The sequence below is a fragment of the Microbacterium sp. STRO-2N genome, from assembly GCF_057747775.1.
In genome coordinates this window covers 607,341-633,755 of the sequence record NZ_CM173223.1, presented here as the reverse complement: position 1 = coordinate 633,755, position 26,415 = coordinate 607,341, and the positions used below count along the sequence as shown (strand labels likewise).

Sequence of the window (26,415 nt, the reverse complement as noted above, 5' to 3'; positions counted from 1 at the left end):
GAGGCATCCGTTCGCGGTCGATCGCTACTGCTCGATCGGCTGCGGGGTCTCGCTGGACTCGTGCGCCCGGATCGTCGGAGCGCTGCTCTCTGCCGTCACCTCGATCTTGCGCGGCTTGGCCTGCTCGCTCACCGGGATCGTGACGCTGAGCACGCCGTTGTTGTAGCTCGCAGAGATGCGGTCGGTGTCGATGCCCTGGCCGAGGTTGAGCTGCCGCAGGAAGCTCGCGGCCTCGCGCTCGCGCGTGATCCACTTGACGCCTTCGCCCGTGGTGAGCGTGCGCTCAGCGCGGATCGTCAGTAGCTGGCCGTCGACGTCGATGTCGACCGAACCCGGGTCGACGCCCGGCAGGTCGGCGGTCAGCACGTAGTGGTCGCCGTCGCGGTAGAGGTCCATCGGCATGCGGCGCGGGCCGCGGCGCGTGTCGAAGAGACTAGACGCGAGGCGGTCGAGGTCACGGAACGGGTCGTACGTGGCCATGGATATCTCCTCTCTGTGTCATGGAGTTGAGCCCACTCGACTCAACTACGCTCAGATTAGCACTCTCGGTGGGCGAGTGCTAATAGGTCCGCTGTTCGCTGTGGACGAACGCATCCACCCATTCCGCGCCACGCACTCCCTCCCACCGCCGCCGCTGCTGGCTTCAGGTGGCACAACACGCGGAATCGACCCCACTACCCCGCGTGTCGCGCCACCCGAACCCATGCACCACCCCACGACCACGCAGGAACCCCACGCCACCGCTACTTCAAGTGGCGCAACACGCGGAATCGACCCCACCACCCCGCGTGTCGCGCCACCCGAACCATGCACCACCCCACGACCACGCGGGAACCCCACGCCACCGCTACTTCAAGTGGCGCAACACGCGGAATCGACCCCACCACTCCGCGTGTCGCGCCACCCGAACCCGGGACCGGGCGCGTCGAGCACCTCGGCGGCGGCTCCTCCACAAGCGACGTCTCACGTTCAGCGCTCACAGATTCGGGATGGCGCACCGCTGGCGACCTCGGCGCACGCCATCGTCGACGGATGTCTGCTCGTCCGACACCGCTGCCCGAGCGCCTCGGAAGCGCGTTCTCCGTCTCCGACGCCCGCGCCCGTGGCGTGTCATCCGGCCGGCTGCAAGCGAGCGACTTGGATGCTCCGTTCCACGGCGTGCGGCAGTCGCTGGATGATCCCGAACCCGACCAGGATCTGTCCATCGACGACATCGCGCGGCGCCGAGAGCAGCGGAAGATCCGGGCCTACGCGACTGCGATGCGTCCGCACGTGTTCCTCGCGGGACGCAGCGCCGCCGTGCATCTCGGCCTTTCCATCAACCCGGGCGCCCGTCTGGAGGTCGCTGTCTTCGCACCGGCTCGAGCGCCTCGTGCTCGAGGCATCCGCGGCATCAAGGTCTCGCCGCAGCTCGCGAACGTACACGTGCACGCCGGGATCCGCACGACTGACGCGGCCTCGACGTGGGCGATGCTCGCCCCGGAACTCAGCGTGCGAGAGCTCATCGCACTCGGTGACCAGATCGTCCGCATCCCCCGGGACGGGCGCGGGAGGCTCGTGCCGCGTGAGCGCCTCGGCACGATCGACGATCTCACGGCGATCGCGTCGGCCGGCAGACGCCGCGGCATCGGACGCCTCGTCGAGGCGCTCCCGCTCGTCCGGGAGGGCAGTGCTTCGCCACTCGAGACCGATTTCCGACTGGATGCCGCTGCTGGCGGGCTACCGATCCCCGAGCTCGACGTCGAGATCCGCGACGGCCGCGGAGTTCTTCTGGGTATCACCGAGTTCGTGTTTCCCGAGTATCGGACCGTCGTCGAGATCGAGGGCGATCACCACCGCACCGACCGCGCGCAGTGGAACCGCGACATCGAGAAGTACGCCGCGTACACCGCCGAGGGTTGGGAGGTAGTCCGGCTCACGTCGGCCCACGTGCGGAGTGCCGATCGACGCGGGGTCGCCATCGTGCGGTCGGTGCTGCGACGACGCGGCTGGCACCCCTGACCGCCCCCCGTCCCGGCTTCCGGTGACACGACACGCGGCATCCATCCCACCATTCCGCGTGTTGCGCCACCCGAACACACGCCAGACACGCCGCTCCACACTCGGGTGGCACAACACGCGGCATCCGCCCCGCCATTCCGCGTGTTGCGCCACCCGAACACACGCCAGACACGCCGCTCACACTCGGGGGCACGACACGCGGCATCCAACGCATCACCCCGCGTGTTGCGCCACCCGAACTCACGCTAGGCGCGCCGACCCACACGACAGCGCACACTCGGGGGGCACGACACGCGGCATCCGCCCCGCCATTCCGCGTGTTGCGCCACCCGAACTCACGCTAGGCACGCCGACCCACACGACGGCGCACACTCGGGTGGCACGACACGCGGCATCCATCCCACCATTCCGCGTGTTGCGCCACCTGAACTCACGCTAGGCGCGCCGACCCACACGACAGCGCACACTCGGGGGGCACGACACGCGGCATCCGTCCCGCCATTCCGCATGTTGCGCAACCTGAACACACCCTCGGCGCGCCGCTCCACACTCGGGTGGCACGACACGCGGCATCCCTCGCATCACCCCGCGTGTTGCGCCACTCGAACACACGCTCGGCACGCCGACCCACACGACGGCGCAGACTCCGGGGGGCACGACGCGCGGCATCCATCTCACCATTCCGCGTGTTGCGCCACCTGAGCGACCGGCGTCCGACGCGACGGTCAGCACTCGATGACGTTCACCGCGAGGCCGCCCTCGCTCGTCTCCTTGTACTTGTGCGACATGTCGATGCCGGTCTGGCGCATGGTCTCGACGACCGCGTCGAGCGAGACGTAGTGGCTGCCGTCGCCGCGCAGCGCGAGGCGCGCGGCCGTGACGGCGGTCGACGCGGCGATGGCGTTTCGCTCGATGCAGGGGATCTGCACGAGGCCGCCGACCGGGTCGCACGTGAGACCGAGGTGGTGCTCCATCGCGATCTCGGCGGCGTTCTCGATCTGCCGGTTGGTGCCGCCCATGACCGCGGTCAGCCCGCCGGCCGCCATCGCGCACGCCGAGCCCACCTCGGCCTGGCATCCGCCCTCGGCGCCCGAGATCGAGGCGTTCGCCTTGAACAGCGAACCCAGCGCGGTCGCCGTGAGCAGGAAGCGACGGATGCCTCGGCGGCGGTTCGCCTCGGCCACCTGCTCCTCATCCCAGTGCGCAGCCTCCTCGGGCGCGACGGCGTGACCGTGGTAGCCGAGCAGGGCGCTTCCGACGAGCTCGCCGTAGGGCGTCACGGCGTTGCCGGCTCCGAGTCCGGAGTCGGCGAGGAACCGCCACCAGTACATCGCCACCGCCGGAACGATGCCGGCGGCGCCGTTCGTCGGCGCGGTGACGACGCGCCCGCCCGCGGCGTTCTCCTCGTTGACGGCGAGCGCGAACGCGCCGAGCCACTCGCCGGGCAGCTCGCGCCGGCCGTCGGCTTCGGCGGCCTCGAGCTGCACGCGGATCGCTGCGGCGCGGCGCTTGACCGCCAGCATCCCGGGCAGCACGCCCTCGGCATGCAGTCCGGCGTTCACGCACCCCGCCATCGCGTCCCAGATCGCGTCGAGTCCTTCGGCGATCTCCTCGTCACGGCGCATTGTCGCCTCGTTGAGCCTCGCCGCCTCGGCGATCGTGAGCCTGCGCTCGTCGCACAGCGCGAGCAGCTCTTCGGCGCTCGCGAACGCGAGCGGGTACGGCCGAGCGCCGGCCGCGGTCGTCGGGTCGCCCTCGCGGCGGATGAACCCTCCGCCGACGGAGTAGTAGGTCTCGCGGGCGAGGAGGCCGGCATCCGTCGTCGCGACCGCGTCAGCCGCAACGGGGGCGAGCGCCGCACCCGTGTCGCGCACACCCGCCGCGCCGGCGATGGCGCGCACGGGCCCGTCGTCCGGTGAGGCCCACGCCTCGAGCGTCATCGCGTTCGGGTGACCGGGCAGGCGCGTGCGCGGCGCGAACACGATGTCGCCCCGGTCGAACGGGATCGGCCGCTCACCGCCCAGCCCGAGCGCAGAGCCTTCGGGCCAGCCGCTCCACGCGGCGCGCACGGCATCCGGATCCACCGTCTCTGGCTCGAGGCCCTGCAGCCCCGCGACCACGGCGTCGGGCGTGCCGTGGCCGATGCCGGTGGCGCCGAGCGATCCGTACAGCGTGCAGGTGACGCGGCCGACGCGCGGCAGCACACCCGACTCGCGCAGACGCACGACGAAGTCATGGGCGGCCCGCATGGGGCCGACCGTGTGGGAGCTCGAGGGTCCTACACCGATGGAGAACAGCTCGAACGCCGAGACGTAGGCGCTCACCTGTCCAGGCTACGCGGTGTCGGTGGGCAGTCTGCGCGCCGTTATCGACTCGATAGCAGCAGGATGCCTCTCAGCATCGCCCGTCGCGAGGCACTCTGCTGCGGAGTCTCAGCCGAAGCCGAGCAGGCGCTCGACGAACCACACGAGCCCCATCGCGGCCACCCCGGCCGCGACGGCGACGCCCACGACGAGCCCCGTGCGGGGAGCGCGCCGGCGCAGCAGGAGCAGGAGCGGGAACACCGCGAGGATGATCGCGACCTGGACCGCCTCGATGCCGACGTTGAAGACGAGCAGCGATCCCAGCAGCGGCCAGGAGAAGGGCTCGTCGATGCCGAGGGCTCCGGCGAACCCGACCCCGTGCAGCAGGCCGAAGAGGAACACGACTGTCAGGCGTGCGGCATCCGTCGTCGTGAAGCCCCGCTTCTCGGGGACGAGCGTCTCCGCGAAAAGAGCACCGCGCTCGCGCCACACGCGCCACAGGTACCAGCTCGCGACGACGGCGATCGACAGCGCGATGACCGGCTCGACGATCGCCGCAGGCACCGCGACCACACGCAGCGCGGCGAGGATGAACGTCACCGAGTGCGCGAGCGTGAACGCGGTGGCGGCGAGCACGATGTCACGCAGGCGCCGCGAGCCGACGATCAGCGCCAGGAGGAACAGCACGTGGTCGATGCCGAAGAGCAGATGCTCGGCGCCGAGCACGAAGAAGTGGCCGAGCCGCTCGGCGAGCGACTGCTCGGTGCTGAAGACCGGAGCCGCCTCGTCGATCGTCGCGGTGCCCGCCTGCGTGTCGAGCTCGTACTCGACGACCGTGACGGTGTCGCGCACGTAGTTCTCGTCGTCGGGGAACAGTGCGCTGCGGATCTCGTGCACGCCCGACGGCGGGCAGCCGTGGTCCAGCGTGAGGACCGCGTAGGGCACGCCGTCGCGCTCGGTCGCGGTGAGCTCGCGCGCCTGCCGCGGATCGCAGTGCTCCCCGTCGGCTGTGACGGCGAACCGCTCGGTGACGTAGTCGACGATCGGGTCGGCGTACGCGTTGAGAGCGGATGCCTCCTCCCCCGTCTGCCAGACGTCCATGCCGTCCTGGTAGAACGCGGGTGCGTCCGCGTACTGCGACACCGACGACACCAGGAGGTCGTATTCGAGCGCGACGACCGTGCGGACCGTGTCGCCGCCCTGTGCCGAGGCATGTACGTAGACCACGCTCGTGAATCCGTGAGCCGCGGCGGGTGGTGTCGCCGCGAGCGACGGGGCGGCGAGGCCCGCGAGGAGCGCGAGGGCGGCGAAGACGAGTCGGACGAGCACGCGGTCGGTGCGACGGCGGGGGTGTCGGGATGGCATCGAGCTCCTTCGGGCACTCGATGCTCGGCAATGCGTGTGAACGAGAGCGGTCGTCCAGGCGAACGACCGGCGACGACGTCCGGCGCTCTTGCCGGCTCAGGAGGGCTGGAACGCGATCAGCCCGACCGTGTTGCCCTCGGAGTCCTTGACGAACGCATGCCACTCGTCGTGCCCCGAGGGCCCGAGGCGGTCGTCGTCGTGGTGGAAGATCACGTGCGGCTGCGAGACGACCTCGACGTCGTCGAGCCGCGCAAGCGTCCGGTGGACGTCGTCGACTCGGAGGTACACGAGTGACGACGGCGCGTTGCGATCGAGCAGCAGACGGACGCCCTCGAGATCGAAGAACAGCAGCCCCGGCGGGTCGAAGACGGCGGTCGGCTCGCTGCCCAGCAGCCGCGAGTAGAACGCCGCCGCGCGGCCGAGGTCGTCGGCGTGCTGGGCCACCTGCACGAGTCTCATGCCGACATTGTGACGCGAACGGGATGCCTCGGCGAGGGCGAGTCCGGCACGCGGGGTGAAGTCAACCCCCGCGACGTCGGCGGCAACCGGGTGTATCACGGAGAAGAACCGATCCCACCGGAGGTGGACCATGCTCTTCGTTCTCTACGGCATCCTGCTGATCGGCGGCATGTGGCTGGTCGGCATCTCGTTCGCATCGCCGATCCTGCCCGGGCTCGTCTTCATCGGCGGCGTGCTGTGCATCGCCGCGGCGGTCGCGGTGCCGATCGCCGCGCAGCGGCTCGAGCACGAGCCGAACGAGCACGCCCGGCGCTGACGCCGCCACGCGCACTCGGGATCAGAGGCCGAGCCGCGAGAGGAAGTCGTTGCCGAACACGCTGCGCGGGTCGAGGCGGCGGCGCAGCGCGGCGAAGTCGTCCCAGCGAGGATAGAGCTTCGGCATCCGCTCGGCCGCGCCGTCGAGGGTGAACAGCTTTCCCCAGTGCGGGCGTGCCCCCATCGGCTCGAGGGCGCCCTCGATGACGGGCAGCAGCCGCTCGACGCCGGGCTGATCGGGCAGCCACGTGAAATGGATGCCGACGACGTCGGTGCCGGAGGCGGGCGACAGCCACAGGTCGTCGCGGGCGACGGTGCGCAGCTCGCACACCTGCAGCAGCGGCGCGACCGCCCCGGCGAGCTCGCGGACGGCCCGGACCGCGGCGACCGCATGGCGCCGGGGCACCAGGAACTCCGACTGCAGCTCGTCGCCGTTGGACGGCGTGAACTCGAGCTTGAAGTGCGGAAGACGGTCGAACCACGCCCCCGGTGCTCCGAGCTGGTCGGTGCAGCTCTCGGCCGACACGTCAGGGAGCGGATGCCGCTTGGCCGAGGCCTTCGCGGCACCCAGCACGTCGCTCGGCAGCGGGCCGACGGCATCAGCACGCCGCTTCACCCACAGCTGGTCGATGACGTCGGGCTCGCGCCAGGTGTGGAACATCGAGACGCTGTAGCCGAGCCCGGTGACCGCATCGAGGTCGTCGAGCACGGCCTCCAGCGGCAGGCGCTCATACACCGTCTGGGCGATCCGGAACGCCGGGACGATGTCGAGCTCGAGGGCGGTCACGAAGCCGAGCGCGCCCAGCGAGACGACGACGCCCTCGAATGCGGGGTCGCCTCGGCGGACGGCGAGGAGGTCGCCGTCGGCGGTCAGCAGCTCGACGCCCGCGACGGCGGCGGCGAGAGAGGCCACCGCGTCGCCCGAGCCGTGGGTTCCCGTCGCGACGGCGCCGGCGAGCGAGATGTGCGGCAGCGAGGCGAGGTTCGCCAGCGCCCACCCCTCGCGGTCGAGCACCGGCGCGAGGTCGCCGTACCGCAGTCCAGCCGAGGCGCGTACGACGCGGCGTGCCGGGTCGATCGAGATCTCGGCCGGCAGCTCGTGCGAGAGGATGTGCACACCGTCGGTGTCGGCGATGGTGTTGAAGCAGTGGCGGCTGCCGAGAGCCTTCACGCGGTCGGACGAGCCCACGATCTCGGCGAGTTCCGCGAGCGAGCGCGGCGCTACCACGCGCGTGGCGCCGTACGCCAGGTTCGACGCCCAGTTGCGGGCGGCGACCACGTCGGGCGGTGTCGAGGTCACAGGCGAGTCTCCTATACCGGCTCGTCGAAAGGTGAAGGTCCGAGCTCCTCGAGGAGCTCCTTCATCTTCGCGTATGCACGGTTGCGGTAGGCGACGAGCTCGGGGATCCGCGCCGGGTCGATCGCACGGAATCCCCCGCCGGTCTTCGTGCCCAGCTCGCCCCGTTCGACCCGCTCTGCGAGGATCGCGGGCGTCGCGAACCGCTCGGGGAACTCCTCCTGGAGCGACGCGTAGCAGAACGCGTAGACGTCGAGCCCCGCCATGTCGGCGATCGCGAACGGCCCGAAGAAGGGCAGGCGGAACCCGAAGGTCGAGCGCACGATCGCGTCGATGTCCTCCGGAGTGGCGACGCCCTCGTCGACGAGCTGCGTCGCCTCGTGGAACAGCGCGTACTGCAGCCGATTGAGCACGAACCCGGTCGCGTCCTTCACACGGGCGCCGATCTTGCCGCTCTCCTCGAGCAGCTGCTCCACCGCGGCGATGGCCGTCTCGGCGGTCGTGGGGTGCGGGATGATCTCGACGCCCGGCACGAACGGCGCGGGGTTCGAGAAGTGCACGCCGAGGAACCGCTCGGGCTTCACCACGGGCTCGGCGAGGCGCGTGATCGAGATGGTCGACGTGTTGCTGCCGATGATCGCGTCGGCATTGGCCTCCGAGATGCGCCGGAGCGTCTGATGCTTGATCTCGATGCGCTCGGGCACAGCCTCTTCGATGAACTCGGCATCCGTCGCCGCCTCTTCGATGCTCGCTGCGGCGGTGAGGTTCCGGGCGACCATTTCGGCGGCGCCCGCGGGGAACAGCCCCTGCTGCTCGAACTGCTCGGTCTCGGCGCGCACCCGGTCGAGGTTCGCGGCGGCGACCTCGGCGGTGACGTCCGCCAGGGTGACGGAGTGCCCGGCGAGTGCGAACACCTGCGCCATGCCGCCGCCCATGTACCCGCTGCCGACGACGGCGATCCGCGCCATCAGCAGGCCTCCCCGTCGCCGTCGCCGGCACCGGCCGCGCGGTCGTACGACTCGATGGCCGCGACCTTCGGGGCCGATGACGAGGCCGGGTCGAACCGGTAGCCGAGCCACTCCGAGACGAGACGCTTCGCCAGCTCGAGGCCGATCACACGCTGCCCCATCGTGAGCACCTGCGCGTTGTTGCTGAGCACCGAGCGCTCGACCGAGTAGCTGTCGTGCGCCGTGACGGCACGGATGCCGGGAACCTTGTTGGCCGAGATGGCCACGCCGAGCCCAGTGCCGCAGATGAGCAGCGCGCGGTCGGCCTCACCGGCGGCGACCCGGCGCGCGGCTTCGACGGCGACGTGCGGATAGTCGGTGTGCTCGTCGCCGGCGACGCCGACGTCCGACACCGCCGCGACGCGCGGGTCGCTCTCGAGCAGGGCCTTCAGGGCCGTCTTGTACTCGTAGCCGGCATCGTCGCTTCCGACGACGATGCGCAGGAGGTCGGTCATCGAGCTTCCTTTCGCGTGGTTTCGGCGATCGCCGTGGCGATCAGCGCCAGCGACGTGGCGCCGGCGTCGGGGTGGCCGAGGCTCTTCTCGGCCAGGGGACGGGCGCGGCCGAGGGCGGGCCGAAGGGCGGACGTGGCCGCAGCCGCGTCGGTGGCGGCGCGGGCTGCCGCGGCGAGCGCGTCGGCGAGCCCGTCGCCCGAGGCGAGGTGCTCATCGAGCGTCCGCACGAAGGGGTCGAGCGCGTCGACCATGGTCTTGTCGCCCACGTGGGCGCCGCCGCGGGAGGTCACCGCCTCGAGCGCCGCCCGGGCGGCATCGGCGGCGGTGATGCGCAGCTCGTCGCCCTCGCGGTCGAGCGCGCGCCCGATCGCGACCAGCATCGAGCCCCACAGCGCCCCGGAGGTGCCGCCGGCGCGCTCGCTCCACGCGTCACCGGCGGCGGCGAACATCTCGCGCAGGCCCGCGTCGGGGTCTGCCGCCTCGCGCGCCGCGTCGATGCCCGTGCGCATGCCGACCCCGTGGTCGCCGTCGCCGGCGATGGCGTCGATGCGCCCGAGCTCGGCCTCGTGCTCGTGGACCGCGGCCTGAGCTGCGTCGAGGTAGACGAGCGCCATCGCCGCCGCGTCCTTCGACCACACCGTCGCCTCCGGCGCCTTCTCGACCTGCTCGGCCGAGAACGCCTCGCCGCCGGCATCCGCCACGGCGGTGACCTCGACCGAGCCCTTGCGGTAGGCAGGCGTGTACGCGGGGGCGGCCCACAGGGGCTCCAGCTCGTCGTCGAGCCAGAAGAGGGTGACGGATGCCCCGGCCATGTCGAGACTCGTCACGAGCTCGCCGACCTCCGGCTGCACGACGGTGACGCCCGCCGACTGCAGCTCGGCCGCGACATCCCCGTACAGCACGAACAGCTCCTCGTACTTGACCGTGCCGAGGCCGTTGACGATGACGGCGACGCGATCGCCGCGCTGCTCGGGCACGTCGGCGAGGAGCGAGCCGACGAGCGTCGCGGCGAGCTCGGCGGAGTCCGTGCGCGGCACGTCGCGGATGCCGGGCTCGCCATGGATGCCGAGACCGATCGACATCATGCCGTCGGGGACCGTGAACAGCGGCTCGTCGGCGCCGGGGAACGTGCAGCCGCCGAACGCCACCCCGAGGGTGCGCGTGCGATGGTTCGCGAGACGGGCGAGTCGCTCGACCTCGTCGATCGGATCGCCGCGCTCGGCCGCGGCGCCCGCGATCTTGAAGACGACGAAATCGCCCGCGATGCCGCGGCGCCGATCGAGCTCGTCGAGAGGTGCGCTCGCGATGTCGTCGGTGCACAGCACCGTGCGCGCATCGATGCCCTCGTCGCGCAGCCGAGTCTCGGCCTCTCCGAAGTGCAGCACGTCGCCCGCGTAGTTGCCGTAGCTGAACAGCACTCCGCCGCCCCGATGGGCCGCCTTCGCGACGCGGTACGCCTGCCCGGCCGACGGCGACGTGAAGACGTTGCCGCACACCGCCCCGGCCGCCATGCCCGTGCCCACGACGCCCGCGAACGCCGGGTAATGGCCCGACCCGCCGCCGACGACGAGGGCGACCGCCCCTCGTGCCGCGGGGGCCGCACGCACCACGCCGCCGTCGACGGCGCGCACGAGGTCGCCGTGCGCGGCGACGAAGCCCGCGAGCGCCTGCGGCACGAAGTCGACGGGGTCGTTGTGGAGGCGCGTCATCGTGCCCCTCCCCGAACGTGCCGGGGCTGACGCACCCTGCTCGTGCCGAGCGCGTATCCCTCCCGCTTGGGCAGCACGTGCCGGCGCAGGTACTCCCGGTTGTCGGCGCACACGCTGAGGCCGTCGCCGCCGTAGTTCTCGACGCAGATGACGCCCTGGAACCCGTGCCCGATCGCGTACCGGAAAGCGCGACGGTAGTCGATCAGCCCGTACTGCATGGGCGCCGGCACCGCGAAGTACGCGCTGCGCGCGGCGTCCTCGTCGCGCGCGTAGTTCTTCACGTGCCAGAAGTTGGCGTACGGCAGGGTCTTCTCGACCAGCTCCCACCAGGGCTCGATCGGCCGGTGGAGCCGCACGAGGTTGCCGATGTCGGGGTTCAGCCCGACGTTGTCACGGCCGATGTCCTCGACGAGGCGGACGGCGGAGTCTGCGGTGCCGAGGAAGGTGTCCTCGTACATCTCGAGCGAGACGAGGATGCCGAGCTCGGCCGCGTGACGACCGAGCTCCTGCAGCCGGCTCACCGCGAGGTCCCAGTCGGCGGGGTCGTCCTGGTGGCCGGGCACCGTCCAGAACCACAGCTGCTCCTGCTGCTGCGGGGTCAGCGCCTGGTGCAGGCCGAACGACACCGTCTCGATGCCGAGCGCCGCGGCGGCATCGAGTGTCCGGTGACTGTAGGCGAGGTTCTCGTCGCCGTGGGCGTGATCGATGACGCTGCAGCGGATCGCCGAGATCGACGTCGGTGTCACTCCCGCCTCGCCGGCGACGGCCGCGAGATCGCGCAGACCCTCGTCGTCCAGGTCGGCGACCCGCAGCCACGAGTCGGTGAGGTCGACGCGGTCGAAGCCGGCATCGGCGATCTCGGTCAGCGTGCGCGCCCACTCGTCCGGTCCGGCTTGTGCGATCGTGCGCCCGTCGGGCGTGCGGCCGGCGAAGGGCAGGGCGGCGGCCGCGATGGGCCAGTCGTCCGCGGTGAGGCCGGTCATGCGGCATCCCCCCGTTCGACACGCACCCCGGTCACCAGCACGGGTTCGTCCACCACGCGCTCCGGCCCGAGGATCTTCAGGGAAGCCGGCGCGGTCACGTCCGTCAGCGAGAGTCCCGCCGTGAGGTGCACGATGCCGGGCTCGACGATCCGGCGGCGTGCGAGTCCCGTGAACGAGAAGCGGTCGGCGTGCAGTTCGAACGAGACGGATGCCTCGGCCCCCGGCTCGAGCGACACCCGGGCGTAGCCGACGAGCTGCTGCACGGGACGCGTGACCTGGGCCACCGGGTCGGCGCTGTACAGCTGCACCACGGTCGCGCCGGCCCGATCGCCGGTGTTGGCAACGGTGACCGACGCGACGACCGTGCCGTCGCTGCGGAGCTCGTGCCGGTCGACCCGGACGTCGCCGAGCTCGAACGTCGTGTACGACAGGCCGTGCCCGAACGGGAAAGCCGGCGCGATCGACAGGCTGCTGATGCGATCGCCGTCCTGACCGAGCGGCGGAGCGAGGTAGGTGTGCGGCAGCGCCCCGTTCGTGCGCGGGATCTGCACCGGCAGATGCCCGCTCGGGTTGACCACGCCGGTGAGGACGCCGGCGATGGCGGCCGCGCCCTCGACGCCCGGAAGGAACGCCTGCACGATCGCCGCGGCACGGCCGGCGTAGGCGCCGAGGGCGTACGGGCGGCCCGACAGCACGACGAGCACGAGCGGCTTCCCCGTCGCCAGCAGCGCCTCGATCAGGCGGCCCTGGTCACCCGGCAGGTCGAGGCTCGGCGCGTCCGAGCCCTCCCCCGACGTGCCCTTGCCGAACATCCCCGCGCGGTCTCCGACGACGGCGACCACGACATCGCTGGATCCCGCGGCCACGACCGCGTGCGCGATCTGCCGCTCATGCGCAGGCCCGACGAGAGGACAGCCGTGCTCTACGACGACCTCGGTCCCGGGAACGGCCGCACGCAGCGCATCCGGGATGGTCGTCGCGTCGATGCCGAGGCCCATTTCGGGATGACGGGGCATCACGTGGATCGGGTACGAGTACGCGCCCATCAGCGCTCCGGGATCGTCCGCGCAGGGCCCGATCACCGCGATCCGCCTCATGCCGGGCGCGAGGGGCAGGATGCCGCGCCGATTGTCGAGCAGGACGATCGACTCCTCGGCCAGACGGCGGGCGATGTCGCGGTTGTGCGCACTGTCGAGATCGACGTCGACGGGCTCGGCCGGGCTCCAGCCATCGTCGAGCAGGCCCAGTTCGATCTTCTGCCGCAGCACCCGCCGCACAGCCGTGTCGATGTCGGCGCGCGTGCGCGCCGGGTCGGGGTCGGCCTCGGCGAGGAGTCGGTAGGCCGCGATGTCGGGGAGTTCGACATCGATGCCCGCGTGCAGCGCCAGACGTCCGGCATCCGCCATCGTCTCGGCCACGCCGTGCTTGGACTTGAGGAACGCGACCGCCCAGTAATCCGACACGACCGTGCCGTCGAACCCCCATTCGCCGCGCAGCAGATCGGTGAGCAGCCGGCGGTCGGCCGCTGCGGGCACGCGATCGAGCTCGGTGTAGGAGTTCATGACGCTCTTGGCGCCGCCGACGCGCACAGCCATCTCGAACGGCGGCAGCACGAGGTCGCGGAGTTCCCGTTCCCCCATCGACACCGGCGCGTGGTTGCGACCCCCACGCGAGGTGGCGTGGCCTGCGAAATGCTTGAGGGTGGCGATGACGCCGGCGTCCTGCAAGCCCTCGACATACGCGGTGGCGAGAGTGCCGACCACGTACGGGTCTTCGCCGAGGGTCTCCTCGACGCGCCCCCAGCGGTAGTCCGTCACGACGTCGAGCACGGGCGAGAGCCCGTGGTGCACGCCGACCGCGCCCATGTCGGAGCCGATCGCGTGCGCCATCTCGCGTACCAGCTCGGCATCGAAGGTCGCCGCCCATGCCATCGGCGTCGGGTAGACGGTCGCGCCGAGCGTCGTGAAGCCGGTCAGGCACTCCTCGTGCACGATCGCCGGGATCCCGAGGCGCGTGCCCGACAGCAGGTGCCGCTGCGAATCACGCACCTTCTCCATGCCCTCCCGCGCGGTCACCGGGGCCGTGCCGAACACGCGGGTCAGGTGCCCGATGCCGTCCGATACCGCCTCCTCGAACGGCGGCCGGCCCTTCGACAGCACGTCCTGCATGGGCGCGATGATCTGCGTCGAGTCGCGCTTGTCTGCCCAGTGGCTGCCGAGCTGCGCCCGTTTCTCGGCATCCGTCATCTCAGCCATCAGCGCCTCGACGCGAGACTCGATGTCTGCCGTGGGATCGGCCCACACCGGCGCGGTGACGACCTCGGTCGGCTGTGTCATCCTCGACCTTCCGATTTATTTGTTTTCTGTAGCAACAATTCTGGAGTTCAGGGTAGCTTCGATTTACAACGTTGCCAAGCCTCGCCCGACCAGGCTCGTGCGAGTCTCGGGCGGCAACCCGGGAGGACTGCATGAAGGCCGAGCTGGTGTCGGACGACACGGCGGGTGTGTTCCACGGAGAAGGCGCATTCTGGGATGCCGCGACCGGCGGCATCCGCTTCGTCGACATGCTGCGCGGCGACGTGATGTCGTGGGATGGCACCGCGCTGCGACGCTCGCACGTCTCCGATGTGGCGGCCGTGATCCGTGCCCGCGGGGGCGGCGGCTACGTGGTCGCGACCGAGCGCGGCTTCGCGCTCACCGACGACGTGCTGGCGATCACGAAGGAGATCCCGGCCTTCTCGGACTCCGGCTTCCGCATGAACGAGGGCGCGTGCGACGCGGCCGGCCGCTTCTACTGCGGGAGCATGGCGTACGACACCCGTCCGGACGGCGGGCGTGTGTACCGCCTCGATCCCGATCTCACGATCCATGTGGCCATGGAGCGCGTGACGATCCCGAACGGGCTCGTCTGGACAGCTTCCGGCGAGACCGCACTCCACGCCGACACCCGCGAGGGGGTGATCTGGGCCTACGACTTCGACCTCGCGACGGGACGGTTCGGCGAGCGCCGCCCGTTCGTCCGCTTCAGCGGCACGGGTGGCATGCCGGACGGCATGTCGATCGACGAGGACGACGGCGTCTGGGTCGCGATGTGGGGCGGTGGCGCGGTGCGCAGGTACACGGCGTCGGGCGCGCTCGACGTCACGATCCCCCTGCCCACGGTGAACGTCACGTCGTGCGCGTTCGGAGGCCCCGCCCGCCGCACCCTCTACATCACGACGTCGCGCCAGGGTCTCGCCGACCCGGAGCCCGAGGCGGGTGGCCTGTTCGCTGTCGCGACCGGGGTGCGCGGCGCGCCGGTGCACGCGTTCGGCGGCTGACACGGCATCCCGCGGCCGACGACGCTCCACCGCTGCCGGGTAGCGTGAGAGCCGGAGGTGGCCGGTGGAAGGCGACGCGTTGCAGGACCGCGCACGCGCGCGAGCCGACGAACTGCCCGGTGCCGGGCTGGAGCACCCGTTCGGCCCCGAGTGGGACGTCTACAAGGTGCGGGGCCGGGTCTTCATGCTGTTGACGGTCCTCGCCGGCGAGCCGATCGTGACGCTCAAAGCGGACCCGGAGGATTCCAAGGCCCTCCGCGAGGCCTACGCCGACATCACGCCGGGGTACCACATGAACAAGAGGCACTGGATCACCGTCAGGCCCGGCGGACCGACCGACGAAGCGCTCCTCGAGGACCTGGTCACCGATTCGTACCTGCTCGTCGTCGAGCGACTCCCCCGCGGCATCCGGCCTGTCGATCCCGCGATCTTCGCCCGCGACAGGTGGTGACGCAGCGGCCGGTGTGTCCGTGGTGCGTGCGACGATCCTCGCGGGGAACGGGGACCGGCGGGAGGGCGGCATGCGGGCTGAGGCGACCGTGCTGCACGCAGACCTCGACTCTTTCTACGCGTCGGTGGAGCAGCGGGATGCCCCGGCCCTGCGTGGACGGCCCGTCATCGTCGGCGGGGGCGTGGTGCTGGCGGCGAGCTACGAGGCGAAGGCACGCGGGGTGCGCACCGCGATGGGCGGCCGGCAGGCGCGTGAACTGTGCCCGGATGCCGTGATCGTGCCGCCCCGGATGGAGGCGTACTCCGAAGCGAGCCGTGCCGTGTTCGAGGTCTTCCGCGATACGACGCCGCTGGTGGAGGGGCTCTCCATCGATGAGGCGTTCCTCGAGGTCGGAGGTCTCCGCCGCATCGCGGGATCGCCCGAGCAGATCGCCGTGCGGCTGCGTGAAAGAGTCCGCGCCGACGTCGGCCTGCCCATCTCGGTCGGCGTCGCCCGCACGAAGTTCCTCGCCAAGGTCGCGAGCGCGGTGAGCAAGCCCGACGGTCTGCTCGTCGTCGAACCCGAGCAGGAGGAGTCGTTCCTGCTCCCGCTGCCGGTCGAACGGCTCTGGGGCGTGGGCGCCGCGACCGCCGAGAAACTGCACGGGCTCGGCATCCGCACCGTCGGTCAGTTGGCCGAGCTCGAAGCAGCGACCGCCGAACGGCTGCTCGGAAAGGCGACGGGCGCCCACCTGCACGCGCTCGCGCGACTGCGAGATCCGCGCCCGGTCGACACCACGAAACGCCGAGGATCGATCGGCTCTCAGCGGGCGCTCGGCAATCGGCCGCGCACGGCCGAAGAGCTCGATCTCTTCCTCACGCAGATCGTCGACCGACTCGGCCGCCGTCTGCGCGAGCGAGACCGCGTCTGCCGCACCGTCGTGCTGCGCCTGCGCTATGGCGACTACGCGAAGGCCACGCGGTCTCGAACCCTGCGCTTCCCGACCGACCGCACGGCGATGCTGCTGGAGGTCGCGCGCGTGCTGCTCGCCGCCGCGCAGCCCGAGATCGTGGAGCGCGGCATCACGCTGATCGGCGTCTCGCTGTCGCAGCTCGGTCGGGCCGACAGCATCCAGCCGGAGCTTCCGATCGACTGGGATGACGGAGCCCGCCTCGACACAGTGCTCGATGCGGTGCGCGATCGGTTCGGCGCCGCTTCCGTCGCCCGGGCCGCGCAGCTCGGCCGCGACCCGGGATGGTCGACGCCCGTCCTGCCCGAGCACGAGTGATGTCGCCGGCCACGCTTACCCTGCTCGCATGCCGGAGCGTGTGGAACTGTGGTGGGCGCGCCGCCAGTTCTCCAAGGGCGCCGAGGTGCCCTACCCGGTCGGGAGCTATCGGGAGGCGTGGGCGCCGTTCCCCGCGCTGATCCGCCAGTACCACCCCGAGCTCAACGCCGGCATCGTCCTGAGTCAGATCCCGCCCGCGGCCGACGTGCTCCTGCTGTGGCAGTGCGAAGCAGGACACAAGTTCGCGGCCACTCCCGGCGAGCAGCGCAACCGGCCGGGGCGGGAGCGCCGCCGCTCGGCGTGGTGCCCCGAGTGCGCCGACCTCGCGCGGCCCGTCCGGGCTCTGCCGATGCGCGACGTCGTAACCCCCGCCGGCTCCCCCGTCCCGGCCGCGATCGCATCCCCGATCGAGCGCACGGTTCTGAGGCCGAGGAAGCCGCGGCAGAAGCGGGAGCTGTGCCCCAAGACCCCCGATCTGCCTGTCGGAGAAGCGTTCGTGTCGGAGTGCGCGCCGAAGCCCGCCTCCGCGATCGAGACGCAGCTGCGCGCCGACCTGTTCGCACGTCTTTCGGTGACGCAGGGCCTCAACGCGGTGCGGGTGGCGCGCCCGTTCTTCGATCACGTCGAGGTGTGGCCCGACATCCTGCTCCCGGAGCTGCGCGTCGCGATCGAGTACGACAGCACGGGCCGCCACGGTCTCGAGCACGTCGGCAAGCGCGAGGCCGCCGATCGCCGCAAGGACCGCGTGCTGCGGGCCGCGAAGTGGGAGGTGATCCGCATCCGCACCGGCAGGCTCGAACCGCTCGGCCCCTACGACCTGCAGATGACAGCCTGGAGTCGCACGCAGCTCGGGCGTGTCATCGACACGCTGCGCGGTATCCGCGGCCGGCTGCTCGTCGATCCGTACCTGACGTGATCTCCGCGACCGTCCGGCCAGACGTCGGCTACACCCCGCGGAATGTGGGAGTCCGCTTCTCCTGGAACGCGGCGAATCCTTCGCGGTAGTCGTCGGTGGCGCACAGACGCGCTTGCAGAGCATTCTCCGCGGACATGGACGACCACAGCCCGAGCCGCTCATCCCGGAGGCGTGCGATCAGCGCCTTGCTCGCCCGGAACGCGACCGTCGCCCCGGTGGCGGCGCGCGCCGCCGCCTGTTCTGCGGCCGACCTCACCTCGTCCGCGGGGTAGACAGCGGAGAAGAGCCCGGACTGGACGGCTTCGCCGCCGGTCATCAGCCGACCGGTGTAGATGAGGTCGAGCGTCTTGTGAGCGCCGAGGCGCTCGTAGAAGAGCGCGTGCCCGCCGGAATCGAGGGTCGCGCCCAGTGCCGCGAACGGGGAGCCGATCTTCGCGTTCTCGGCGACGTACACGACGTCGGTGGCGATGAGCAGCCCCAGGCCGACGCCCAGACACGCCCCGTGCGCCGCGGCGAACGTGGGCGCGGGGAACGCGGACATCTGCTTGAGCACAGGGGTGACCAGCCCGTCGAGGTAGCCGATGACGTCGTCGTCGCGCGGATCCACGCCCGAGATGTCCCGGCCGGCGCAGAACGCGCGACCCTCGCCTCGGAGGACGAGCGCGCGGACGCCGGCGTTCTCGGCCTCCGTGTAAGCGGCGCCGAGGTCGCGAACCGCCTGCTCGTCGAGAGCGTTGAGCTTGTCGGGGTTGTTCAGCGTGACGTGCGCGACCGCGTCGTCGATGAGCAGCTCGATCACCTGTTCTCCTAGACGTCGTAATCGACGACGACCCTGTCGGACGTCGGGTGTGACTGACACGTGAGCACATACCCGCGTTCGAGCTCATCGGGCTCGAGCGCGTAGTTCTCCGTCATGTTCACCGAGCCGGCGACGAGGCGGGCTCGGCAGGTGCCGCAGACCCCGCCGGCGCAGGCGAACGGGACATCCGGACGGATCCGCAGAGCGGCGTTGAGGATGGTCTCGCGCGCGCTCACGGGGCTCCTCACGGTTCCCGCCTGACCGTCGAGCGTGAAGTCGATCGTGAAGACCGGCTCGTCGGCGCGCACCACCACGGGTCGGCCGTCGTTGCCGCGCGGGCGGTTCTCCGCGCCCGTCGTGAAGAGCTCGTATCGGACGTGATCCTTCGAGACGCCGATGTCCTCGAGGGTGTCGCGGCACAGCTGCACGAGCTCGAACGGGCCGCACAGGAACCATTCGTCGATCGTCTCGGGCAGCACCAGGCGATCGAGGATCGTCCGGAGCTTCTCCTCGTCGATGCGTCCGGAGAGCACGGGCGACGAACGCTGCTCGCGCGAGAGCACGTGGTGAACGACCAGCCGCGTCGGGTGGCGGTCCTTGAGATCCGACAAGTCGTCCAGGAACATCACGTCGAGCGCCGACCGGTTCGTGTAGACCAGCGTGAAGATCGACGTCTCCGAGCGGGCGAGGATCGTCGACGCCAGCGCCATCACCGGGGTGATCCCCGAGCCCGCGGCGATCCCGGCGACGCGGGCGCCCTCGAGTGCCTCCAACGACGAGGTGAAGGTGCCCTGCGGGCTCATCACGTCGAGGGTCTGGCCGGGCCGGAGCTCGGTCTGCGCCCACGTGGAGAACCGCCCGCCGATGTCGCGCTTGATGGCGACGCTGATCGATCCTTGCCCCGGTGGCCGGCACAGCGAATAGGAGCGGCGCACCTCCTGACCGTCCAGCCGGGTGCGCAGCGCCACGTACTGGCCCGGGAGGTAGCGGTAGTCGTCGTGCAGCTCGATGGGAACGTCGAAGGTCACCTCGACGGAGTCCGGCGTCAGCGATCTCACCTCCGCCACACGCAGGGAGTGGAACGCGGCGCGCTTGCGCTCCGCGCCCGCCGGACCGCCCACGGTGCTCTGAAGGAACGCCTCGGCGATCTGCGTCGCCGAATCGGACGCGGCGGGTCGGCCGATGTTCACCGCGGGCATCAGTGCACCTTGAAGTGGTCGAACGGCTCGAGGCAGGCTCGGCACTCGTACAGCGCCTTGCACGACGTCGACCCGAAGCGCGAGACCTCCCGTGTCTCCAGCGATCCGCATCGCGGGCAGCGGACCGCCAGCTGCAGCTTGATCGGACCCGCAGGACGCGTGCCGGTCGGCGGAGCGATGCCGTACCGCTCCAGCTTGCGCTTGCCCTGGTCGGTCATCCAGTCGGTGGTCCACGCCGGGGTGAGCGTCATCAGCACGTCGACGTGCTCGTATCCGGCGGCGGTGAGTGCGAGGGTGATGTCGTCGCGGATCGTCGCCATCGCGGGGCACCCGGAGTAGGTGGGCGTGATCGTGACGGTGACGTGTCCCTCATTCGTGGCCACGTCTCGGAGGATGCCGAGGTCCTCGATCGTGAGGACCGGGACCTCCGGGTCGGTCACCGCCGCGACGACATCCCACGCGCGCTGAGACGTCGTGATGCCGGTCACCATGTCGCACCGGGATGCTGTCGGGCGAGCACCTGCATCTCGGCGAGGATGTAGCCGAGAGTGGAGAAGTGCCTGCCGTGGCGGCCGCCGCCGATCGAGGGCGGGACGGTCGGCCGCTCGAGCTCGGCCTCGGCGAAGACCGCGTCGATGACGGCGTCGAACGCCGTTCGAAGCGATGAGGGGCGTACCGCGATGCCATCGAGCGCGTCGATGAGCTCCTCGTCGCGGAAGAGCTCGTCCACGTACGGCCACACGTCGCCGAATGCGCGGATGATTCGCTCGCGCGATTCGCTCGTCCCGCCGGCGAGGCGCAGCGTCCATTGGACGGCATGGTCGCGGTGGTACTCGACCTCCTTCACCGCCTTGGCCGCGATGGCTGCGAGCGTGGCGTCGCCGGAGGCCTGCAGCGCCGTGTACAACTCGAATTGGTAGACGGATGCCGCCAGCTGGCGCGCGATCGTCTGCGCGAAGTCGCCGTTGGGCTGCTGGAACAGCCAGGCGGTGCGGAACTCCGGCTCGTCCCGGAAGTAGGCGAGGTCGTCCTCGGTGCGGCCGTCGTAGGTGCCCGCGTATCGCAGAAGCGAGCGGGCATGCCCCAGGATGTCGAGCGCGATGTTGGCCAACGCGAGGTCCTCTTCGAGCTCGGGGGCCCGGGCGATCCACCACGAGAGCTGCTGGGCGAGGATGAGGGCGTCGTCACCGAGCCACAGGGCGTACTCGGCCACGTCCGCGCTGGTGGCGCGCCCCTCTGCGCCGGCGAGCTCCTCCGACAGCTCGACACTGTCGACGGTGACGTCGCCGTGCGGATCGGAATCCGTCTCGAGGTGCGTGCTCACAGGTGAGGCACCCCCTCGGATGCGGTGTAGTACCTCGCGTGACGGTAGTTCTTGCCGGCCGGGGACTCGAAGAACGCGCCCTTCGCGTCGGGGTCGCTCGTCGTGATCGCGGCCGCGGGGACGACCCACACCGAAGTGCCTTCGCCGCGCCGCGTGTAGAGGTCGCGGGCGTTGCGGAGCGCCAGTTCGGCGTCGGGTGCGTGCAGCGACCCAGCGTGGACGTGACTGAGCCCGCGGCCCGGGCGCACGAACACTTCGTACAGCGGCCACGTCTCGCGGTCGGATGCTCCGGGCGTCGTCATGCCGCCACCGCCTTGGCGCTCTGCTTGCGCGCGTACGCCGCCGCTGCCTCGCGCACCCACGCACCGTCCTCGTGCGCGGTGCGACGATGACGGATTCGCTCGGCGTTCATGGGGCCCCGTCCTGCGAGCACGTCATGGAACTCGGTCCAGTCGATCTCACTCATCTCGTACTGCCCGGTGGCGTCGTTCCACCGCAGGTTCGGGTCGGGGAGCGTGACACCGAGCACCTCGGCCTGCGGCACCAGCATGCCGACGAAGCGCTGACGCAGCTCGTCGTTCGAGAAGCGCTTGATCTTCCACGCGGTGGACTGCGCCGAGTTCGGCGACTGGTCGTCGGGCGGCCCGAACATCATGAGGCTCGGCCAGTACCAGCGGTTCACGGCATCCTGAGCCATCTTCTGCTGCGCAGGCGTCCCGCGCATGAGGGTCAGGAGGATCTCGAAGCCCTGCCGCTGGTGGAACGACTCCTCCTTGCAGATCCGCACCATAGCCCGGCCGTACGGACCGTACGACGCGCGGCACAGGGGCACCTGGTTGCAGATCGCGGCGCCGTCGACGAGCCAGCCGATCGCGCCCATGTCGGCCCACGTCGGCGCCGGATAGTTGAAGATCGACGAGTACTTCGCACGGCCCTCGATGAGCTGCTCCGTCATCTCGTCACGCGTGATGCCGAGGGTCTGCGCGGCCGAGTACAGGTACAGCCCGTGCCCTGCTTCGTCCTGGACCTTCGCCATCAGGATCGCCTTGCGCTTGAGGCTCGGGGCACGCGTGATCCAGTTGCCCTCGGGCTGCATGCCGATGATCTCGGAATGCGCGTGCTGCGAGATCTGCCGGATCAGCGTCTTGCGATAGGCCGGCGGCATCCAGTCCCGCGGCTCGACGCGTTGATCGGCGGCGATCAGGGCGTCGAATGCGGCCTGACCTTCGGCATCCTCCGCCGGCGCGGAGAGGTCGGGTGCTGCAGTCATCCTCGACTCCTCAATTACAGACCGTTCGTTCAGTTAGTCTACCTCGCTCGGATCGCGGTCGCAATGACACGCGGTCACGCACCGACGGGCTCGGTGGCGCCGGCGCGGTCGACAGGCTGCTTCGCCACGAGGGTCAGCACGTCGTACTGCGCGACGATCTCGTCGCGCTGATTGTGGATCACCGCGTCCCACCGCACCTCGCCGTACTCGTCGGTCTCACGAGGTGTGATCTCCTTCGCCGTCAGGGTCACGCGGATGCGATCCCCCGGCGACACCGGAGTGAGGAATCGCAGGTTCTCGAGCCCGTAGTTCGCCAGCACCGGACCCGGAGCCGGATCGACGAACAGGCCCGCGGCCCACGAGACGAGGAGGTATCCGTGGGCGACGCGTCCGGGGAAGAACGGGTTGGCCGCGGCCGCCTCCTCGTCCATATGCGCATAGAACAGGTCGCCCGTGAAGTTCGCGAACGTCTCGATGTCGGCCAGGGTGACTTCCCGCGTCTCGGAGCGCACCTGGTCGCCGATGCGCAGGTCGGCCAGCGACTTGCGGAACGGGTGCACACTCGTGGAGTCGGCCGCGGCGCCGGCGTGCCAGACCCCGGTGATAGCGGTCAGCATCTCGGGCGAGCCCTGCACCGCGGTGCGCTGCATGTGATGCAGCACAGCACGGATGCCGCCGAGCTCCTCCCCGCCGCCGGCGCGTCCCGGCCCGCCGTGCACGAGGTGCGGAACGGGCGCCCCGTGTCCGGTCGAGGTGCGGGCGTTCTCGCGGCTCAGGAACAGCACGCGGCCGTTGTACGCCCCGATACGGGCGAGCAGGTCCACCGCGACGGCAGGATCATGCGTCGCGACACTCGTCACGAGTGAGCCGCCACCCCGGCCGACGAGATCGGCCGCCTCCGCGAGCGTGTCGTAGGCCAGGATGCTCGCGACCGGGCCGAAGGCCTCCACCTCGTGCACCGCCGCGGCGGTCGGGTCGTCGAAGCCGACGAGGATCGGCGCCACGAAAGCACCGTCGGGGGCGGGACCGGTCGAGTCGTCCGCTCGGGTGATCTCCGGCGCCTCGGTCGAGCCGAGGAGGATTCGTCCGCCCGCCTCCTGGAGCCTGGCCACCTGGCTGAGCACCTCGTCGCGCTGCGCGATGGACACGAGCGGTCCCATGGTCACCGTGTCGGAGTGCGGGTCGCCGAGCACCACTCGATCGGCGATCATCTGGCCGACAGCCGCGACGAGCGCCTCCACCGCACCGGAGGGCACGATCGCGCGACGGATGGCCGTGCACTTCTGTCCGGCCTTCGTGGTCAGCTCGACGAAGAGCTGCTTGACGTACGCATCGAACTCGGGGGTTCCCGCCACGGCGTCGGTGCCGAGGATGGAGGCGTTGATCGAATCGGTCTCGCGCGTGAAGCGGACGCCGTCGGGGCACTGTGCCTGAAGTCGCTCAGCCGTCGCCGCGCTGCCGGTGAAGCCGACGAGGTCGCCCAGGCGGAGGTTCTCGAACAGGTCGGGCACGCCGCCTGCCACCAGCTGCACCGCCCCGTCGGGGAGCAGGCCCGTCTCCACGAGGATGCGCACCCACGCCTCGGCGATGTACGCGGTCGGGCTCGCGGGTTTGACGAGCGTCGGCATGCCGGCGAGGAACGCCGGTGCGAACTTCTCCAGCGCGCCCCACATCGGGAAGTTGAACGCGTTGATCTGCACGACCACGCCCGGCAGGCGGGTGTAGACGTGCTGACCGAGGAAGCTCCCGTCCTTCGAGAGCGGCTCGGGTGGACCGTCGACGTAGACCTGTCCGTTCGGCAGCTCCCGGCGGCCTTTCGAGGAGTAGGTGAACAGCACGCCGATCCCGCCGTCGACGTCGCTCAGCGAGTCGCGAACCGTCGAACCCGAGTGCTTGGAGAGTGCGTAGAGCTCGTCCTTGCGTTCCGTGAGCGCCAGGGCGAACTGCTTGAGCAGCACCGCGCGCTGGTGGAAGGAGAGCGCGCCGAGGCTGCGCTGGCCGACGGAGCGCGCATAGTCCAGCGCCCCGCCCAGGTCGAGGCCCTCGGTGCTGAGGCGCGTGACGATCTCACCCGTGGAGGCGTCGCGCACCTCCACCGCGTTCGCCCCCTCGGCCGGGCTCCACCACCGGCCTTGCACGTAGCTGGGAAGGATGTCGTGCATCACTGGCTCCATTCGTAGAATCCATGGCCGCTCTTGCGTCCCAGGCGACCGTCGGCGACCATGCGCCGCAGCAGCTCCGGCGGCGCGAAGCGGTCGCCGAGCGTCGCGTGAAGCTCCTCGGCGATCCCCAGCCGGACGTCGAGCCCGACGATGTCGGTGGTGCGCAGCGGGCCGACGGGATGCCGATAGCCGAGCTCCATCGCCGTGTCGATGTCGTTCGCGCTCGCCACACCGTCCTCCACCATCCGGATCGCTTCGAGAGCGAGCGCGAGGCCGAGGCGGCTCGACGCGAAGCCCGGCGAGTCGCGCACCACGACGGGCGTCTTCTCGAGCGCGGCGACCCAGCGCCGCGCCTCCTGCTCGAGTTCGGGATCGGTGCGCGAGCCGATGACGATCTCGACGAGGGCGGAGGCCGGGACCGGGTTGAAGAAGTGCAGGCCGAGGAATCGGTGCGGGCGTTGGAGCGCCGAGGCGAGATCGTCGATCGAGATCGACGAGGTGTTGCTGGCGAGCACGCTGTCGGCGTCGAGCACCGCTTCCGCCCGGCTGAGGGCATCCATCTTGACGTCACGGTCTTCGAAGACGGCTTCGATGACGAGGTCGGAGCCGCTCAGCGCTGCGAGATCGGTCCCGGTGGTGACGGCATCCGTCAATGCGGTCAGCGGTCGCACGGCCGCACCCTTCTCCACCGCGCGCGCGAGCGACGTCCGTACCCGGGCCGTCGCGGCCGCTGCGCTGTCGGCGTCGCGCTCGATGACCGTGACGCGCGAGCCGGCCAGCGCGAACGCGTGCGCGATCCCCGCACCCATGCGTCCCCCGCCGATGACTCCGACGGACCGGGGAGCGCTCATGGCTTCTTCCTCTCGAGGAACGCCGTCATGCGACGGTGCTTCTCCGGCGAGTCGAACAGCTCGGCCTGCAGCTCCAGCTCGATGCGCGGATGCGCGTCGGCGCCCGCGAGAAGGGCTCGCTTGGTGTATCGAACGGCACGGGGATCGTTCGCCGCGATGCGGTCGGCGATCGCGTGCGCCGCACCGAGCACCTCGTCGGAGGCGTGGATGGAAGACAGCAGCCCCCAGGCGAGGGCTTCGTCAGCGCCGATCAGGCGCCCTGTCAAGAGCAGCTCCGCGGCCCGGGCATCACCGACGATCTCGGGCAGTCGCCACGTCGCGCCCGCCGCCGCGATGATTCCGAGACCCGTCTCGGGATTGCCGAACCTGACCGACGGAGTGCCGATGCGGATGTCGGCCGCGTAGGCGAGCTCGGCGCCGCCCCCGAGTGCGTACCCGTCGACGGCGGCGATGACAGGCATCGGGAGCATGCGGATGCGGCGGAAAGCGGTGGTGTTGATGCCCCTGCGCGCATCATCCGAGGTGCGGTCGCGCAGCTGCGCGATGTCGGCGCCCGAGGCGAAGACGCCCCCGGCGCCCGTGAGGATGAGCGTGCGCGGCGAGGCTTCGAGCTCGGCGCACACCCGGTGCAGTCCGTCGATCATCGCCTGGTCGATCGCGTTGCGCACCTCGGGGCGGTCGAGGGTCACCACGACCCGGTCCTTCAGGCGCTCGACGCGCACCGGCTCAGGCACCGGCGTGCTCCACGAGCATCGCGGCGCTTCGACCGACGCCGACGAGATCCGCGTCCGACATCGTCATCCTCTCGCTTCGCAGAGCAGGAACGCATCGATCCGCTTTGCCGACCGATCGTTCAGTAATATGCCACGCCTCCGGGTGCAATGCAATGTCGTCGGGCAGACTGGAGTCCGACGAGCGGCCCGACACGCGATCGGGCGGCGGAAGGATTGCGATGACGACCGC

Annotated in this window: 25 protein-coding genes; 6 read left to right on the top strand and 19 right to left on the bottom strand. The window is 70.7% G+C overall.

Translation table 11 applies throughout. From position 1 onward, the window contains the following. Positions 1–24 precede the first annotated feature (24 nt). Positions 25–480 carry an Hsp20/alpha crystallin family protein gene (locus AC3ANN_RS02645; RefSeq protein WP_488339467.1) on the bottom strand — a complete coding sequence of 152 codons (456 nt, stop codon included), beginning with the start codon at positions 478–480 and terminating at the stop codon, positions 25–27. A gap of 552 nt (positions 481–1,032) precedes the next feature. On the opposite strand from AC3ANN_RS02645, the gene AC3ANN_RS02640 reads away from it, so the two are divergent. Continuing rightward, positions 1,033–2,001 carry a hypothetical protein gene (locus AC3ANN_RS02640; RefSeq protein WP_488339466.1) on the top strand — a complete coding sequence of 323 codons (969 nt, stop codon included), beginning with the start codon at positions 1,033–1,035 and terminating at the stop codon, positions 1,999–2,001. Between the two features lie 725 nt (positions 2,002–2,726). Here the strand turns inward: AC3ANN_RS02640 and AC3ANN_RS02635 are convergent. From AC3ANN_RS02635 to AC3ANN_RS02625, 3 genes are all read right to left on the bottom strand, one after another. Next, complete coding sequence (locus AC3ANN_RS02635; RefSeq protein ID WP_488339465.1) at positions 2,727–4,325, bottom strand: L-serine ammonia-lyase, iron-sulfur-dependent, subunit alpha; 1,599 nt, start codon at positions 4,323–4,325, stop codon at positions 2,727–2,729. 108 nt (positions 4,326–4,433) lie between these two features. Continuing rightward, entirely contained in the window at positions 4,434–5,669 is a 1,236-nt protein-coding gene (locus AC3ANN_RS02630) for a HupE/UreJ family protein (RefSeq protein ID WP_488339464.1), read from the bottom strand. Between the two features lie 96 nt (positions 5,670–5,765). Then, on the bottom strand, positions 5,766–6,128 hold the full coding sequence (locus tag AC3ANN_RS02625; RefSeq protein WP_488339463.1) for a VOC family protein: 363 nt from the start codon (positions 6,126–6,128) through the stop codon (positions 5,766–5,768). A gap of 130 nt (positions 6,129–6,258) precedes the next feature. Between AC3ANN_RS02625 and AC3ANN_RS02620 the strand changes: the two genes are divergently transcribed. Beyond that, positions 6,259–6,444, top strand: a complete 186-nt coding sequence (locus AC3ANN_RS02620; RefSeq protein WP_488339462.1) for a hypothetical protein — start codon at positions 6,259–6,261, stop codon at positions 6,442–6,444. A gap of 21 nt (positions 6,445–6,465) precedes the next feature. Here the strand turns inward: AC3ANN_RS02620 and AC3ANN_RS02615 are convergent, their stop codons facing one another. The 6 genes from AC3ANN_RS02615 to AC3ANN_RS02590 are packed head-to-tail and all read right to left on the bottom strand — an operon-like array spanning position 6,466 to position 14,230. After that, positions 6,466–7,743: a D-arabinono-1,4-lactone oxidase gene (locus tag AC3ANN_RS02615; RefSeq protein ID WP_488339461.1), complete on the bottom strand. Its 1,278-nt coding sequence runs from the start codon at positions 7,741–7,743 to the stop codon at positions 6,466–6,468. An 11-nt stretch (positions 7,744–7,754) separates the two neighbouring features. Continuing rightward, complete coding sequence (locus AC3ANN_RS02610; RefSeq protein WP_488339460.1) at positions 7,755–8,708, bottom strand: 3-hydroxyacyl-CoA dehydrogenase family protein; 954 nt, start codon at positions 8,706–8,708, stop codon at positions 7,755–7,757. Next, the gene (locus AC3ANN_RS02605; RefSeq protein WP_488339459.1) at positions 8,708–9,202 is read right to left on the bottom strand and encodes a ribose-5-phosphate isomerase; all 495 of its coding nucleotides are present in this window, start codon (positions 9,200–9,202) and stop codon (positions 8,708–8,710) included. The genes AC3ANN_RS02610 and AC3ANN_RS02605 overlap by 1 nt, the downstream gene beginning before the upstream one ends. Further along, complete coding sequence (locus AC3ANN_RS02600) at positions 9,199–10,911, bottom strand: dihydroxyacetone kinase family protein (protein WP_488339458.1); 1,713 nt, start codon at positions 10,909–10,911, stop codon at positions 9,199–9,201. The genes AC3ANN_RS02605 and AC3ANN_RS02600 overlap by 4 nt, the downstream gene beginning before the upstream one ends. After that, positions 10,908–11,894, bottom strand: a complete 987-nt coding sequence (locus AC3ANN_RS02595; RefSeq protein ID WP_488339457.1) for a sugar phosphate isomerase/epimerase family protein — start codon at positions 11,892–11,894, stop codon at positions 10,908–10,910. Before AC3ANN_RS02595 ends, AC3ANN_RS02600 begins: the two co-directional genes overlap by 4 nt. Beyond that, a complete protein-coding gene (locus AC3ANN_RS02590; protein WP_488339456.1) occupies positions 11,891–14,230 on the bottom strand; it encodes a glycoside hydrolase family 3 N-terminal domain-containing protein in 2,340 nt (779 codons plus the stop codon). Before AC3ANN_RS02590 ends, AC3ANN_RS02595 begins: the two co-directional genes overlap by 4 nt. 131 nt (positions 14,231–14,361) lie before the next feature. On the opposite strand from AC3ANN_RS02590, the gene AC3ANN_RS02585 reads away from it, so the two are divergent. The 4 genes from AC3ANN_RS02585 (at position 14,362) to AC3ANN_RS02570 (ending at position 17,847) form a co-directional block, all read left to right on the top strand. Then, entirely contained in the window at positions 14,362–15,213 is an 852-nt protein-coding gene (locus tag AC3ANN_RS02585) for an SMP-30/gluconolactonase/LRE family protein (protein WP_488339455.1), read from the top strand. Positions 15,214–15,277: 64 nt separating this feature from the next. Continuing rightward, entirely contained in the window at positions 15,278–15,664 is a 387-nt protein-coding gene (locus AC3ANN_RS02580; RefSeq protein WP_488339454.1) for an MmcQ/YjbR family DNA-binding protein, read from the top strand. A 70-nt stretch (positions 15,665–15,734) separates the two neighbouring features. Beyond that, on the top strand, positions 15,735–16,931 hold the full coding sequence (gene dinB / locus AC3ANN_RS02575) for a DNA polymerase IV (protein WP_488339453.1): 1,197 nt from the start codon (positions 15,735–15,737) through the stop codon (positions 16,929–16,931). A 28-nt stretch (positions 16,932–16,959) separates the two neighbouring features. Next, on the top strand, positions 16,960–17,847 hold the full coding sequence (locus AC3ANN_RS02570) for a zinc-ribbon domain-containing protein (protein WP_488339452.1): 888 nt from the start codon (positions 16,960–16,962) through the stop codon (positions 17,845–17,847). Positions 17,848–17,875: 28 nt separating this feature from the next. Here AC3ANN_RS02570 and AC3ANN_RS02565 read toward each other — a convergent pair whose 3' ends face one another. The 9 genes from AC3ANN_RS02565 to AC3ANN_RS02525 all read right to left on the bottom strand — a co-directional run bounded on the left by AC3ANN_RS02565 (position 17,876) and on the right by AC3ANN_RS02525 (position 26,186). After that, the gene (locus AC3ANN_RS02565; protein WP_488339451.1) at positions 17,876–18,646 is read right to left on the bottom strand and encodes an enoyl-CoA hydratase/isomerase family protein; all 771 of its coding nucleotides are present in this window, start codon (positions 18,644–18,646) and stop codon (positions 17,876–17,878) included. A gap of 8 nt (positions 18,647–18,654) precedes the next feature. Beyond that, complete coding sequence (gene paaE / locus AC3ANN_RS02560) at positions 18,655–19,845, bottom strand: 1,2-phenylacetyl-CoA epoxidase subunit PaaE (protein ID WP_488339450.1); 1,191 nt, start codon at positions 19,843–19,845, stop codon at positions 18,655–18,657. Next, on the bottom strand, positions 19,845–20,336 hold the full coding sequence (gene paaD, locus AC3ANN_RS02555) for a 1,2-phenylacetyl-CoA epoxidase subunit PaaD (RefSeq protein ID WP_488339449.1): 492 nt from the start codon (positions 20,334–20,336) through the stop codon (positions 19,845–19,847). Before paaD ends, paaE begins: the two co-directional genes overlap by 1 nt. Beyond that, complete coding sequence (paaC, locus tag AC3ANN_RS02550; protein ID WP_488339448.1) at positions 20,330–21,169, bottom strand: 1,2-phenylacetyl-CoA epoxidase subunit PaaC; 840 nt, start codon at positions 21,167–21,169, stop codon at positions 20,330–20,332. Before paaC ends, paaD begins: the two co-directional genes overlap by 7 nt. Further along, positions 21,166–21,471, bottom strand: coding sequence for a 1,2-phenylacetyl-CoA epoxidase subunit PaaB (paaB, locus tag AC3ANN_RS02545; RefSeq protein WP_488339447.1), 306 nt, complete (start codon positions 21,469–21,471; stop codon positions 21,166–21,168). Before paaB ends, paaC begins: the two co-directional genes overlap by 4 nt. Beyond that, positions 21,468–22,439, bottom strand: a complete 972-nt coding sequence (gene paaA, locus AC3ANN_RS02540) for a 1,2-phenylacetyl-CoA epoxidase subunit PaaA (protein ID WP_488339446.1) — start codon at positions 22,437–22,439, stop codon at positions 21,468–21,470. The genes paaB and paaA overlap by 4 nt, the downstream gene beginning before the upstream one ends. Before the next feature lie 74 nt (positions 22,440–22,513). Next, complete coding sequence (gene paaZ / locus AC3ANN_RS02535; RefSeq protein ID WP_488339445.1) at positions 22,514–24,601, bottom strand: phenylacetic acid degradation bifunctional protein PaaZ; 2,088 nt, start codon at positions 24,599–24,601, stop codon at positions 22,514–22,516. Then, positions 24,601–25,452 (bottom strand): 3-hydroxyacyl-CoA dehydrogenase family protein, encoded by an 852-nt coding sequence (locus AC3ANN_RS02530; protein ID WP_488339444.1) that lies wholly within the window; start codon positions 25,450–25,452, stop codon positions 24,601–24,603. Before AC3ANN_RS02530 ends, paaZ begins: the two co-directional genes overlap by 1 nt. Further along, positions 25,449–26,186, bottom strand: a complete 738-nt coding sequence (locus AC3ANN_RS02525) for an enoyl-CoA hydratase/isomerase family protein (RefSeq protein WP_488339443.1) — start codon at positions 26,184–26,186, stop codon at positions 25,449–25,451. The genes AC3ANN_RS02530 and AC3ANN_RS02525 overlap by 4 nt, the downstream gene beginning before the upstream one ends. Positions 26,187–26,415: the final 229 nt, after the last annotated feature.